13 protein-coding genes are annotated in these 13,821 nt (G+C 62.7%); 9 read left to right on the top strand and 4 right to left on the bottom strand.

All coding sequences use genetic code 11. The features are described 5' to 3' along the window. The first annotated feature begins 32 nt into the window (after positions 1–32). The 4 genes from M2333_RS13555 to M2333_RS13540 are packed head-to-tail and all read left to right on the top strand — an operon-like array spanning position 33 to position 3,824. Positions 33–674, top strand: coding sequence for a DUF4198 domain-containing protein (locus M2333_RS13555; protein WP_264612124.1), 642 nt, complete (start codon positions 33–35; stop codon positions 672–674). Positions 675–691: 17 nt separating this feature from the next. Beyond that, complete coding sequence (locus M2333_RS13550; RefSeq protein ID WP_264612123.1) at positions 692–991, top strand: hypothetical protein; 300 nt, start codon at positions 692–694, stop codon at positions 989–991. Then, positions 988–1,776, top strand: coding sequence for an energy transducer TonB (locus M2333_RS13545; protein WP_264612122.1), 789 nt, complete (start codon positions 988–990; stop codon positions 1,774–1,776). The genes M2333_RS13550 and M2333_RS13545 overlap by 4 nt, the downstream gene beginning before the upstream one ends. Next, positions 1,773–3,824 (top strand): TonB-dependent receptor, encoded by a 2,052-nt coding sequence (locus M2333_RS13540; RefSeq protein ID WP_264612121.1) that lies wholly within the window; start codon positions 1,773–1,775, stop codon positions 3,822–3,824. The genes M2333_RS13545 and M2333_RS13540 overlap by 4 nt, the downstream gene beginning before the upstream one ends. 121 nt (positions 3,825–3,945) lie before the next feature. Here the strand turns inward: M2333_RS13540 and M2333_RS13535 are convergent, their stop codons facing one another. The 3 genes from M2333_RS13535 to M2333_RS13525 form a co-directional block, all read right to left on the bottom strand. Further along, complete coding sequence (locus tag M2333_RS13535) at positions 3,946–4,089, bottom strand: winged helix-turn-helix transcriptional regulator (protein ID WP_264612120.1); 144 nt, start codon at positions 4,087–4,089, stop codon at positions 3,946–3,948. A gap of 402 nt (positions 4,090–4,491) precedes the next feature. After that, the gene (locus M2333_RS13530; RefSeq protein WP_264612119.1) at positions 4,492–4,956 is read right to left on the bottom strand and encodes a GNAT family N-acetyltransferase; all 465 of its coding nucleotides are present in this window, start codon (positions 4,954–4,956) and stop codon (positions 4,492–4,494) included. A gap of 80 nt (positions 4,957–5,036) precedes the next feature. Continuing rightward, positions 5,037–6,467, bottom strand: a complete 1,431-nt coding sequence (locus M2333_RS13525; RefSeq protein WP_264612118.1) for a PLP-dependent aminotransferase family protein — start codon at positions 6,465–6,467, stop codon at positions 5,037–5,039. Positions 6,468–6,575: 108 nt separating this feature from the next. Here M2333_RS13525 and glyA point away from each other — a divergent pair, with 108 nt between their 5' ends. The 5 genes from glyA (at position 6,576) to M2333_RS13500 (ending at position 12,074) form a co-directional block, all read left to right on the top strand. Next, the gene (gene glyA / locus M2333_RS13520) at positions 6,576–7,889 is read left to right on the top strand and encodes a serine hydroxymethyltransferase (RefSeq protein ID WP_413716498.1); all 1,314 of its coding nucleotides are present in this window, start codon (positions 6,576–6,578) and stop codon (positions 7,887–7,889) included. 10 nt (positions 7,890–7,899) lie between these two features. Then, the gene (locus tag M2333_RS13515; protein ID WP_264612116.1) at positions 7,900–8,364 is read left to right on the top strand and encodes a carboxymuconolactone decarboxylase family protein; all 465 of its coding nucleotides are present in this window, start codon (positions 7,900–7,902) and stop codon (positions 8,362–8,364) included. Further along, the gene (locus M2333_RS13510; protein WP_413716497.1) at positions 8,361–9,104 is read left to right on the top strand and encodes a 2OG-Fe dioxygenase family protein; all 744 of its coding nucleotides are present in this window, start codon (positions 8,361–8,363) and stop codon (positions 9,102–9,104) included. The genes M2333_RS13515 and M2333_RS13510 overlap by 4 nt, the downstream gene beginning before the upstream one ends. A gap of 339 nt (positions 9,105–9,443) precedes the next feature. Beyond that, positions 9,444–10,916, top strand: a complete 1,473-nt coding sequence (locus M2333_RS13505; RefSeq protein WP_264612115.1) for an N-6 DNA methylase — start codon at positions 9,444–9,446, stop codon at positions 10,914–10,916. A 6-nt stretch (positions 10,917–10,922) separates the two neighbouring features. Then, complete coding sequence (locus M2333_RS13500) at positions 10,923–12,074, top strand: hypothetical protein (RefSeq protein WP_264612114.1); 1,152 nt, start codon at positions 10,923–10,925, stop codon at positions 12,072–12,074. Positions 12,075–12,501: 427 nt separating this feature from the next. On the opposite strand, the gene M2333_RS13495 is transcribed toward M2333_RS13500, so the two are convergent. Continuing rightward, positions 12,502–13,803 (bottom strand): spinster family MFS transporter, encoded by a 1,302-nt coding sequence (locus M2333_RS13495; protein WP_264612113.1) that lies wholly within the window; start codon positions 13,801–13,803, stop codon positions 12,502–12,504. Positions 13,804–13,821 lie beyond the last annotated feature (18 nt).

The following is a 13,821-nucleotide window of genomic DNA, read 5'->3' as shown; positions in this document are numbered from 1 at the left end:
CGCTTTTTCACCGCCATATTCAGGAGATAACCATGTTCAAGACAGCGTTTGCGATCGCCTTACTCGCCGGTGCGGCGGCCAGCACTTCCGCGCATGAGATCTGGATCGAACGGGATGGCGCCACGGCACGCGTCCATGTCGGAGATGCTGCGGGCGAGCGCGACAGGGGGGAGGAGATCGCCAAGCTCGTCGCGACCTCACGCCTGTTCGAAACGCAACCGGATCAGCCAATCAGCGTCACGGCGCAGCCCGATCATTTGGCTGCCAATGTCGGCGCCGCCGGGGATCTGCGCTATTATAACGATCAGGTCTGGGAGCCATGGAAGACCGACGAGGGCGATTATCAGGCGGCAGCCTTCCAGGCGAAAGCAGGGCGTGAGAGCACGCGGGCGGTTCATGCGTTTGAACTGGTGCCGGTTGCCGCCGGGAGCGACAGCTTCATTCTGACCTTCCAGGGGCATCCGATGGCCGACACGGGCATCACCGTTATCAATCCCGATCTTTGGGAAAAGACGTTCAAGACGGATGGGACAGGGCGGTTGACCGTGCCGGTCACCGCGAAAGGGCGTTACATCCTTGTCGCACGCCACACGGCCCCGGCCGACGTCGAGATTGCCGGGCAGCGCGTCGCGAGCCTTCAGCACATTGCGTCGCTGAGTTTCATCGCACGCTGATGGCGCGCCCGATTGCCTTGAGCAAGCAGACCCGCGATCGCTGGTCTTTGCTGGCGCGCAGCCTCGCCGGAACGTTGGGGGCCTATGGCCTGGCCTCGCTCGTGACGGCGGCGCTGTCCCTGCTGCTGAGCCAAGCGGGCGTGGATCCCGTCGAGGCAGTCACGGCGGCCACGCTGCTGAGCTTTGCCATTTTCGCCTTCGCAGCGATGGCGGCGTTCCATGCTCGTAGCGCCACCCGCGCATGGATGTGGTTCCTCGCCGCGTCCATTCCTGCGGGTGTGGCCCTGCTGCTTTTACTGCCCGGTCTGAGAGGATGAAGGCCATCATGTTCGATATGTCGGACGATGATGAACCGGCAACGCAGATGTCCCGACCGGGCGTGCCTGCCGTCCATGATAGTGAGCTCTGGCGGCCCGCTACACGCTACGCCGACCAACCCATGAGCCTGCAAAGCCGGCTGTTTGGCATGGGAGGCACGGCAATGGTCGCGCTGCTCATCGTCGCCGGGGCGCTGTTTACCTGGACGACCTATCAGGCCATTCAAAAGCCTGCGAGCATGAACACTTTCGACGTTGCGCCTCCTGCTGCCCCGCCAGAGCCCGTGCGCGAAATCCCACCCGCGCCTGAAGAGGCGGAAGCCAAGGATATGCCGGACGTTGAGCGCGCCAAGGTTGAGCCTGCCGAAATTCCGGTGCCGAGCCTCAATCCCTTGCCGGTGCCCGCTGTAAAGCCTGCGCCCGATCCGGGGCCGCTCGCAAGGGACAGGACGGCGCCGGAAACCCAGCCTGCCCCGCCGGCACCGCAGGTTTCCAATGCCGAACCGACGTGGCAAGGCCTCGTGCTGGGCGCGCTCAACAAGGTGAAGCGCTATCCTCGCGAGGCTGCTTTACGGCGCCAGCAGGGCGTGCCCTATATCCGCTTCGTCATGAACCGGGAGGGAGCCGTCCTTTCCGTCCGCCTCGAACGGTCTTCAGGCGTCCGGGCGCTGGATAATGAGGCGCTCGCTTTGCCGAAGCGCGCCGCTCCCTTGCCCAAGCCACCGAAGGAGGTGGCGGGCGACACGCTTGAACTGGTCGTTCCAGTTGAGTTTTTCATGCGATGACTATGATGACAGCGCTGTTCGCCAGCCTCGCGGCGATGGCGGGGGTAGGAGAAGATCGCCCGCAGCAGGGCGCTGCCTCGGCGGAAGGCTCTACGCCGCTCTCCAGTGCCGATCCTACCTATCCCGCCGAATTCTATGCAGATTTCCAGCCCCAGACCGCGTTGGAGATGCTGGAGCGGACGCCCGGCTTCTCGATCTCTGATGGCGGCGGTGTGCGTGGCTTCGGCGGGGCGGCGGGCAACGTCTTGATCGACGGTCAGCGTTCGACGGTGAAGGCCGGCGGCATCAGCGAGGTGCTGCGCCGTATTCCTTCAACGCAAGTGGAACGGATCGTGCTGTTGCGTGGATCCGATGCCGCCGAAGCGCAGGGGCAAACGCTGGTCGCCAATGTCATCCTGAAAGCCGATGCCCGTGGCGCCGGAACAGCGACAGTAACGCTTGCGCGCACGGCCGATGGCGGCCTCTCGCCCACGGCAAAGGCCAGCTATGCCAGAGCCATCGGCCCATGGCAGACCAGCGTGGAACTCATGGCGGGCGAAGCGCGCTATCCCTCCAAGGCGCAATTCTACAACTATAATGCGGCAGGCGAGCCGACGCTGGGGCGGCTGCAGGATTCCCTAGGCAAGGCACCGGAATATGGGATCGCGGCATCCGCATCCAGCCCGATGGGTGGGGGGACGTTGACGCTCAATCTCCGTCTCAATCACGACATATATAGCTCTATCACCAATGTCGGGCTCTTTTCCGGAGCGACAGCGCGCCCGCCTTATGCCGAGCGTTTCATCGCATATCGCGAGGAAAGCACCAGCGGCGAACTGGGGCTCGACTGGACGCGCGGGCTGGGCGCCGGCTGGATGGCCAAGCTGGTCGGGCTGGGCCAGATCGCGACGGAAGGGGTCGACGAGGATTATCAGGAGCCGGGCTATCGCGGACTTTCGGCGCGGCGGCAAAAGCCGTTGGAGCTGATCGGCCGCGTCACCCTGTCACGCGAGGGCAAACACGCCCTCCGCCCGGAAGTGGGGATGGAAGTCGTCTATAATCGCCTGCTCAGCAATCTGAATTACACGGAGGATACCAGCTTCGGCATGAGGCCGGTCGCCCTCAGCAACGCAAATACCCGCGTCTCCGAGCAGCGCGGCGAGGCTTTCGTCAATGTCAGCGCGAGACTGACATCGCGCATCGATCTGGAGGCCGGGGGCGCAGTCGAGCTGTCGCGCCTCAAGGTAGCTGGCGACAGCGATCACGTGCAGAGCCTCTCCTACTTCAAGCCCTCTGCGGCGCTGGTCTGGTCGCCGCGAGATAGTACGCAGCTCCGGCTTGCGGTGCTCCGCACAGTCGACCAGCTCGATTTCGGAGACTTTGCCGCCTCGGTGGACCAGGCTGACGGGCGGCCGCTGGGCGGCAATTCGAGCTTGCGTCCGGCACGGCTGACGCGGACCTTCCTGCGCCTCGACCACCGTTGGGGCAGGGGCGCGGCGCTCGCGCTCGAGGCCTATCACCAGTCTCACAAGGGCCTGCTTGGCTATCTTGTGCTCGACACAGGCGATGAGGCACTGGGCACCATCGGCGATGCGCGGCAATGGGGCCTCACCGGCGACGCGACGTTGCCGTTGCATAGGCTGCTCGATGGCGCACGGATCGCAGTCTCAGCGACGCTGCGGGCCTCCCGCTTTCGCGATCCCCTGACCGGCGTTGTCCGGCCGATGGACGATCTACCCTCGACCAGCCTCGAAGCCGAATTCCGTCATGATCTGCCACGCTTGCGGTCGTCTTGGGGTTTCAGTTACGAGGCTGCGCAGGAAGCGGAGATTTTCTACACCGGCGAGCGCCTGGTCTGGCGGGAGAGGCCAGTGTGGAATATGTTCTTCGAGACGACGGCCCTGCCGGGATTCAAGACGATCTTGCGCGCCAGCGCGGTCACGGGCGATGACAGCGATCGCTTGCGGAGCTTCTATACCCCCAACCGGTCCGGCGCCTATTTCGGGCAAGAACGTCGTACGCAGACCCAGGGTGCAACTGTCGCGCTGACCCTCTCCCGGTCCCTGTGAGGAACGCCCCAAGCCTGCATGTTCAAAATCAAGTGATCAATGATGTCTGCCCGACCGTCGTAACTCAGCCCGCATCAAATCGGACACGCGCATGCTGGATCTTTAGCTGGTTGGCATTCGCCTACAGCGTGAGCGCCATGACCGGTTCGAGCAACGACCGCCCGAAATCCGTCAATTCATAATCCACCTGAGGCGGGATCGTGGGGGACAGGGTACGTTTCACCAGTCCATCGCGTTCCAGCCTGCGCAGCGTGATCGTCAGCATGCGCTACGAGATAACGTCGGCACGGTGCCGCATTTCGTTGAAGCGCACGGGCCCGTCCCTGAGCGACGCGATGATGTAGAGCCTCCACTTGTCCCCGACGAGATCGAGGATCTCCCGCACAATTCGGCAATCGTCTCCGTGGCCGGGGGTAAGAAAATTCTTGTCACCAGGTGTCATGAGAGTGCCTTCCAGGCGGTCCTTCCCGGAATGCGCGCGCGCCGTCGCGGACACTTCGTCAATATCATCTCGATGAGAGGCTTTATCACCATGCCCGGGATCACCTCTAATGGGCGCGCACTTGCGCCGGAGCCTCCTCCGAGGCGCTGGAAAGGAGCGGGCCGGGTGAGGCATTCCGGTGGCGAACTCATCACGAAAATCGTTGAACAGCGGGTAAACGAGTCTTTAGTCAGTCTTCAATTGTTTCTGATAATGGACAAATCCCGACCGTTCACCGACCCAGTCGTAAAGGCGCATCGCGGTGCTGTTGGTCTGGTGCGTGTGCCAGTACACCCGCGAACATCCGGATTGCGCGGCCAGTGTGTAGAGCGCGCTGATCAGCTTGCCGCCCACGCCCTGCCCCCTGGCCGACGGGTCCACGAACAGGTCTTCCAGATAGAGATAGTCGCCACGCGTCCATGTGGAGCGATGCTGGACGTGGTTGGCGAAACCGACCGCGTTCCCGCCTTGCCGCGCGAGGATGCAGCCCATCGGCTCGTTGGCATCGAGAAGGCGCTGCCAGCTCAGTTCGGTGACGGCATCGGAAACATCGGCTTTGTAGAAGATCAGATATTGCGCCCAAAGCCCCAGCCAGGCCTCCTTATCAGCTTCGGTGATGGGATTGAGTATAACGTCGCTCGTAATTTCCATGTCTGACCTCCCTGGAGCAGCTGTGTCCGGGGCGATGCATAGAGAGGGTTCGGCCCATCTAGGAGGGCCAGATTGGAATTTCACCCTAGGCCGGTACTGGTCGGGCGAGACGCGACGAGCAGGCGCGCGGCCTCAGACATTTCTTGCTCATCGAGGCTGGCAAACCCCACCCGCAGCGCCTCAGGCGGCGTTGCGAGGTCAAGCGTGAACCGGGCGCCCGGCGATATGCCGAGGCCGAGCTTTAGCGCACGGTCGCTCCACTGCTGCGCGCTCAGCCCCTCTCGCATCTTCAGCCAGATCGCGAGGCCACCCGCAGGCACATCGAAATCGACGATGTCGGACAGGTGCTCCTTCAGCAAGGTCACGAACAGGTCGCGCCGCGCCTGATACACCCGGCGCGCCTTTCGGGCATGGCGGCGGACATCGCCCTGCGCGATCAGCGATGCAAACGCCTGCTCCAGCGGCAGGTCGCCTTGCCGGTCGATCGCTTCACGCACGGTCGCCATGCGCGTGAGCGTCGCGGGAGAGGCAACCACATAACCCAGCCGCAGCGCCGGAGCCATCAGCTTCGAGAGCGATCCCAGATAGACGATCGGCTGATCGTCGGACGCTCGCGCCGCCATCGGCAGGATGGGGCGACCATCGAAGCGGTACTCATTGTCATAATCATCCTCGAGCACGGTCAGGCCGTGGCGACGCGCCAGGTCGAGAAGGCGGAGGCGGCGGCCGGCGCCCAGCGTGACAGTGGTGGGATATTGATGATGTGGCGTGACATAGACCGCCGTCAGCCGCGGGGTCTCCACCGCGATCTGTTCCAGCCGATCCAGATCGATGCCGCCGCCATCCACCGGCACGCCGATGACATTGGCCCCGGCAGCGCGAAAAGCAGCCCACGCCAGCGGATAGCCCGGTTCCTCCACCGCGATGACGTCCCCCGACATGATCAGTGCTGCTGCGGACAGGAACAACCCCATCTGGCTGCCCCGCGTGACCATGACCTCGCTGGCAGGAGCCGCCAGACCGCGCTCATGCGCCAAATATTCGGACAGCACCGATCTCAGTCGCGGCGCGCCATAAGGGTCGCCATGGACCATCTCCGTCAGCGTGGCGGAAGAAGAAAGGGCTGTCCGGAAGGCCCGCGCCAGTTCCGCATGGGGCATCAGCCGAGCGTCCGGTGCGCCGTCGGTCATGTGCAGGACGGGCGGAGTCGCCGAGACGACCGACGGCGCGACAAGTGCGGAGGCGCGCATCGCGGTCGCCGCGCTTTCCGGCAGGTCCGTCGCGACGAATGTGCCGCGCGATGGCCGCGCTTCCAGCCACCCCTGCATCGTCAGTTCATGATAGGCGGCATCGACGGTATTGCGGTTGAGCTTGAGGCTGCGCGCCAGCGCGCGCGTACCCGGCAGGGGATCGCCGGGCTTCAACCGGCCCCGCTCGATCTCGGTGATGATCGACTGCGCCAGATCGAGAAAGATCGGCCCAAGCCGCGCCGTCGGCAAATCGATCTGCAAGCTTCCGCGCGTCTTCAAACCGGCCCACTCATATTAAGAAAACTGGCCCATCCTAAATGGGCCGGAACAGCCTAGCGCTGCCCGCGAACGACCGCAACAACGCGCGACATGCGGATGGCGATGTCCTCGTCGGTATCGCCACCGCGCCATCGCATTTTTCGCTCCAGAGGTTTTTTAAAGATGACAATCGACCCGGAACTGCACGCTGCCATGTCGAGCGAGGCGCGGCGCCAGCATGAGCATATCGAGCTCATTGCGTCGGAGAATATGGTCAGCGCGGCCGTGCGCGCCGCGCAGGGCTCGATCCTCACTAACAAATATGCCGAGGGTTATCCCGGCCGCCGCTATTATGGCGGCTGTCATGCCGTCGATCAGGTGGAGCGGCTCGCGATCAAACGCGCCTGCCGCCTGTTCGGAGCTCGGTTCGCGAACGTGCAGCCGCATTCCGGGGTGAATGCGAATGTCGCGGTCTTCTGCGCACTGCTCACGCCCGGCGACAGCATCATGGGCTTGGATCTTGCCTGCGGCGGGCATCTCACACACGGTTCGCCGGTCAGCATGTCCGGACGGTGGTTCAAGCCGGTGCCTTATCTGGTGCGCCGCGACGACGAGCGGATCGACTATGACGATATGGCGCGTCGCGCCCGCGAGGCGCGGCCAAAGCTTATCTTCGCGGGCGGCTCGGCCTATCCGCGCGAGATCGATTTCGCCCGGATGCGCGCCATCGCCGATGAGGTCGGAGCCTGGCTGGTTGCCGATGTCGCCCATTATGCGGGGCTGATCGCGACCGGCCTTTATCCCAATCCGGTGCCACATGTGCACATCGTGACGTCAACCACGCACAAGACGCTACGCGGTCCGCGTGGCGGCCTGATCCTCACCGATGAGGAGACGCTGGCCAAGAAGATCGACAAGGCGATATTCCCCGGAACCCAGGGTGGCCCGCTGATGCATGTAATCGCCGGTAAAGCCGCCGCGTTCCACGAGGCGCTGCAACCGGAATTCCGCATCTACAGCAAAGCCGTCGTGACGAACGCTCAGGCGCTGGCGGACGTGCTTGTCGCCGGCGGCCTGCGCGTGGTGACGGGCGGCACGGACTGCCATCTGGTGCTGGTCGATCTCCAGCCGTTCGGCATCACCGGCAAGGACGCCGCCGACGCGCTCGAGACGTTCGGCATCACTGCCAACAAGAATGCGGTGCCATTCGATCCGCTGCCACCGACGGTCACCTCCGGCCTGCGACTGGGATCGCCCGCGGCCACTTCGCGCGGCTTCGACGAGGCGGCGTTTCGCGAGACCGGCGCGCTGATCCTCGGTATTTTGAATGGCCTTCGTAACGGGCAGTCAGAGCGTGCCGATATCACGCGCCGGGTGAATGCGCTCGTCTCCGCCTTCCCGATTGCGGAGCCAACCCTGGTTTAAGGAGTATCTCATGACGCGGATCGATTATGAGAGAGTCTCACCGGGTGGCTACAAGGCGCTGGGCGGCGTCTATGGCTATCTACTACAATGCGGGATCGACCCGGTTCTGATGGAGATGACTTATTTGCGTGTCTCCCAGATCAATGGCTGTGCTTATTGCATCGATCTGCACAGCCGCGACCTGATGAAGAACGGCATCCCGCCTGAAAAGCTGGCGCTCGTCCCGGTCTGGCGCGAGGCGGGCGCATTGTTCGACGAACGCGAGCGCGCGGCGCTTCGCTGGGCGGAAGCCGTCACGCAGGTTGCCGAGACGCACATCCCGGATGAAGAATTCGCAGCAGTCCGCGTGATTTTCAGCGAGAAGGAGGTGGTGGACCTCACCATCGCCATGGGTCTGATGAATGCATATAACCGCATGGCCATTGGCTTTCGCCGTCCGATTGCGGACGCCTCGGCTGCAAGAGCACGCGCTTGAACGATTTCACCCCGCCAGCGCCGGTGGCCCTGCAAGATCAGGTTGTCGAATGCCTGCGCAATCCCGGCTTCGTCAGGCTCGAAGCAGCGGCAATGCTGCGCTTGCTTGGGGCGGAGGCGCGCGCGCATTGGGACAGTTTCGGCACGTTGTGGAGCGACCTTGGCCAGGACCGGTTCATGGCCGACGGCGGACGCTATCGCGGGCGGCGCTATGCGGCCTTCAGCCATGGCGATGGCGGTCTCGCCCGCAAGCCCCACCAGCCGCACTTCCAGAGCCGGGATTATAACCCACTCAATGGCGGTGTGCAGCGCTGGTTCGATCCGGTTCTGGCCGAAACCGAAGCACATCCTGTCACCTCGGCATTACTGGCGCTTTGTGTGACTCTCTTCGCGGCTGCCGACACCGGACCGTCCAACCCACGCTGGGACATCGAATTCCATCAGTTTCGCATCGAGACGACGCCCGATCATGTCGGCCGACCAACGCCGGAATGGCTCCACCGTGACGGCGTCGATTGGGTTTTCGTCATGCTGCTCTGCCGGCAAAATGTGCGCGATGGTTGGACCATGATCGGAGCGCCGGACGGGACAGGGCTTGGCAGCTTCCTGCTGAGCAATCCCGGCGACGCGGTGCTGCTCGACGATCACCGCATCTTGCATGGCGTGACGGAGATACATGCCATCGATCCCACACTTCCGGCCTATCGCGACGTCCTCGTGGTGACATTCACCCGCGAGTAACGCCGGCGAGCGCCCTTGCAGTCAGGATAGCTTTTTGCAGGAGCTGAAAGATATTGGCTTCATCTTCATGCAGCCGACCCCCTTTTATAATGCGAGATTGGTAATGATCATTGGCTGCTCGTCTAGGGCGAGAGACTATTGAAGAAGCCATCGGAGCTCTACGATTTGGAAAGCGGCTAGGTCCCACCTTTTGCAGCCAGGTGTCATGGCCGCAGCTGTCGCTTAGACCACATAATGTTTATGCTGGTCGACAGGCGTCCGCTTGCCTCGTGCTAATGTTCCTATTATGTTCGCGCATGTTCGGTTGCGGATCAACCCAATCTGGCTAAGGTGCGCGTGATGGCGGGGACTACTCCGGAATATTCGCAAAAACGCTCGGGCGCTTATTTCACGCCCGATGATGTATGCGCGGCACTCGTCGCTTGGGCCTGCCGCAAGCCGAGCGACCGCATGATCGATCCCTCGTGCGGCGATGGCCGATTCCTCGCGCTTCACCGCAACAGCGTTGGGATAGAGCAGAATCCGGCCTCGGCCCATGCCGCGATCAAACGCGCGCCAGGCGCGCTGATCCACGAAGGCGATTTCTTCACCTGGGCGACCGAGACCCATGAGCGCTTCGAAAGCGCGGCCGGAAACCCGCCCTTCATCCGCTACCAGCATTTCAAGGGCGAGACGCGGCGACGCGCGCTCGACCTTTGCCTTGATTTGGGGGCCATTTTTAGCGGCCTGTCCTCGTCTTGGGCGCCGTTTATCGTAGCTACCGCCGGGCTGTTGAAGCACGGCGGTCGGATGGCCTTCGTGGTGCCGGCCGAGATCGGCCACGCGCCCTATGCGGCCCCATTACTAGACTATCTGGTCCAGTCGTTCGCCAAGGTGCAGATCGTCGCAGTGCGCGACAAGCTGTTCCCGGCGCTGTCGGAAGATTGCTGGCTGCTCTACGCAGAAGGTTTTGGCAGCGCGGCCAGCGCGATTGACATGACGGTCGTCGACAGGTTCGTACCGACGCGGATACCGCCCAAGCCGACGCTGCGGGTCGACCTCGAAGATTGGCGCGGGGTTTGGAACCGGCGGCTCCGCCCCTATCTGCTTCCGGCGTCTGCGCGGGCGCTTTATGCCGCAACATTGGGCCGCCCTGACACGCACCGGCTCGCCGACTTCGCGAGCGTCGGAATCGGCTACGTTAGCGGCGACAATCAGTTCTTCCATCTGCGGCCCTCGGAAGCCAAGAAGCTGCGCATTCCCGCCGGCCTTCTACTGCCGTCGATCCGAAACGGCCGAGCGATGCCCGCTGCGCAAGTCACTAAGGCGACCGTCGCCGACTGGGCACGCAACGATGACCCGGTGCTGCTGCTCCGGCTCGCCCGCGACATCGAGCTGCCCAAGTCAGTCTGGGACTATCTCGATTCTGCCCCCGGCCGCGAAGCCCGGCTCGGGTATAAATGCCGCAATCGCGCGCCTTGGTATGTCGTGCCTGATGTGCAGATCCCCGATTATGTGATGAGCTACATGTCGGGACGCGGCGCTAATCTGGTTCGGAACTTGGCCGGCGTCTCTTGCACCAACAGCGTCCATGCGATCCGGGTGCGCGACAAGGCGCTTGCCGCTAAGCTGATGCCAGGCTGGTCCTCGCCGTTCGTGCGGCTGAGCTGCGAGCTTGAGGGTCACGCACTTGGCGGCGGCATGCTAAAGCTCGAACCCCGCGAGGCGGGGCGGATCGCTTTCCCGGCCACGGCGACTAGACCGAAGGCTGAAACCGAGGCACTCGAGGATGCGGTTAAGGTCATGCAGCGCTGGCGGCATTATGCCGATTGATCCCTTGTGCTCTGCCATATTCCCGCACTTCGCGGCCTGCCGATCCTCCACGCGCGCCTACTAATCGTGGCGGTTGAACCCTCATCGAAGGCCAAGGCCTGGGTACTGTTCGACCATATCGTGGCGGACGCAGCGCCAAATGGCCTGCCGACCAATCCCTGGATGATAGGCGCCGATGGGCAGCTCCGCTTCGAGCCGGATTATGCAACGCTGGAGCGCTTGCTCGGCGTGCCGCTGCATCTAAAGGCAAGCACGACCTCCGGCGTGCCGGCGCTCGCGCTTGATGTGTGGTTGAGCTACGAGCTGCGCCGCGCAGGCTTCCTCGCCGATCAGGTCTGGCCGCGCCCGGTCCACCCGCGCATCCTGCCGGCGGCCGCCGCCAATCTGATTAAGTCGCTGCCGGGCACACTGCGCAATCAGGTCGCGGACCGTGTCGCCAAGATGAGCTCGATCCCGGGCGTGACGGCGTCGTCGGCGAATATCCTCGGCAAGAATTACCTCAAGCAGGTCGATGTTATTATGACCGATTGGGTCACGGGCCCTGAATTGCTTATCTCAACCAAGCGGATGGATTCCTCATATGGGAAGAACGCGCCCAACAGGATCGAAGAATCCTATGGCGACGCCAAGAACCTGCGGCTCCGCCATCCGCTTGCGGCGCTGGGCTTCGCGTTCGGATTGCGCTCGGACATCCTCCAGAAGGAGCCTAAGACCGCCGAATGGCTGTTCGATCTCCTCGCCAAGCTCGGGCAGGAGGACGATGCCTATCACGCCACCTGTCTGGTGATGATGGAGTATGCCGACGAGGAAGCGGTCGCCGACACCGCAACGGAACAGCCCGCTGGCATTCTCGAACCCGGGCTCGAGGCCGAACCTAGCTTGGAGGAGGTTGCTCCCGTACTCCCAGAGGCCAGCGCTGCCGAGATAATCGCTGGGCTTCCGAAAGTAACGATTCTAACCGATCAGATCCCGGCGATCCTCTCGCCCGGCCGTTTCCTGACCATGATAGTGACGCGAGTGCTGGCAGCTACGCCGGTCAACATGCACGAGGAAGCGCGAGCACGCCGTACGTCAGCCGTCGCTGAACGCATTGCTGGCGGTCCGCTTACAGGTACCCATGGGCGTGTACTGCCAGAAGCGGACATCCACGATGGTTGATATGACCGACCAGCTCTGGTTGGCAGCTGCCGGGCGATCGTGGGACATCTCTGCCGTCGGTTCGCCATAGTAAGTAGCGGGTATTGCTAGAAGCCGACGTTCCCGCAGTTTCTAACCTAGCAACCTACAAGAATCGGCTCTTGTAATCGCCTAGATCTCGATGGTTGGTAGTCGCGAAATTAAGCCGTTAGCGGGACCAACAAATGTCGACGATTACTATGCCCAAGAACGGACGACTGATCGCCAGTGTTCGTGGGGCTTGGTAGTACGAGCTGCGCCTATGAGGCTGTGCAGAAGGAGAGATTCTAAATCGGCGAGCGCCTGTTATGAGCGGGAACGTCGTCCGCAGACCTAAGCGCACCTTTACACCGGCCCTCTCCCGGTCTTCTGAAAGGCGCTCGAAGACTGGATGTTCTGAATCCAATGATCAATGGTGCCCACCCGACCGGATCTGGTTGACATCAATCTGGCGGCCTGCGCCCCAGCAGCAGAGACTGGCGATCAAGGCGGCCAATGCTGCAGAGAGCATCGCGAAGCGGATCGCTTCATCCCCAAGGGCGGGCGTAAGAATGTCGCTCAATCCTCCGGATATGAGGGGTCCCAGGCCCTGGCCGATCATGTTCGAGACAAAGAGGAAGAACGCGATGGCGACCGATCGCATGCGAGGCTGCGCGGTCGCCAGCAGTAGAGCGAAGAGCGGCCCGATCGTAGAAATCACCAGCATCGTCTCCAGAGCAAGGCCGAGCTTCCACATGGTCGGACCGCCGAAAAGCAACAGCAGCTGTGCAGGCGCGATGAGCAGCATACCGAGGGTCGGCACGCCATAGAGCCAGCGCCGGTCGCGCTTGCCGAGCACCATGGTCAGCCAGCCACCAGCCAATCCGCCGACAATGCCTCCTGGCCCTCGCAAAAACCCCATGAAGGTACCAATTTCGCCTTGGTTGAGATGGTGCACCCGCGAGAGGAAGGTGGGAACCCAAGTGTGCGTGATCGCCATGTTCATGCTGACGAGCGTTCCAGCAGCAATGCCAAGCACGAAGCCGCGTGAATGAAGAAGATAAGCCAGGGCCTGCCGCAGATTGACTGGCTCCGCGACCTTCTGCTCTCCAAGATCGGCAATGCGCGCAGGCTCTCTGACGGTGAAGAAGAAAAGGATGGCAAGCAGGATGCCAGGCAGACCGGCCGCGATGAAAGCGTAGCGCCACCCATAGTCCTGACTGACCCAGCCGAGCACAGGAAAGGCCACGAGAATACCGAGCGACGTCGCCATGGAGAGGAAGCCCAGAGCGAGGGGGCGTTGCTCCGCTGTAAACAGGTCCGCGATGATCGAGTTCGATGGCGCGACGCTCGTTGCTTCCCCAGCGCCGAGGAGAAAACGGGAGATGCCCATCTGCCATATGTTTTGAACGAACCCGTGGAGGACCGTCATTACGCTCCAGAACGCGAGGCCCACCGCGATGATATTTCTGCGGTTGGACCGGTCCGCGAAAGAGGCGATCGGTAGTGCCGCAGTGGCGTAGAACAGCGCGAAGGCGAAGCCGGAAAGCAGACCGATCACGGTATCCGACAGATGCAGATCCTGCTTAATGAGCGGGACAAGCAGCCCGAACAGGTTCCGGTCCACGGTGTTGAACGCGTAGATCAATGTCAACAGCGCCACAGTATAGGCCGTTCGCGCTGTCCAGCCTGGCGGCGTTGCGGCGTTATCAGCAGATCTCAGGTCACTCACGACAACCCCTCCATTTTG

The organism is Sphingobium sp. B11D3B (assembly GCF_025961735.1).
Lineage (GTDB): Bacteria > Pseudomonadota > Alphaproteobacteria > Sphingomonadales > Sphingomonadaceae > Sphingobium.
This window is presented reverse-complemented; position numbering and strand designations above follow the sequence as displayed.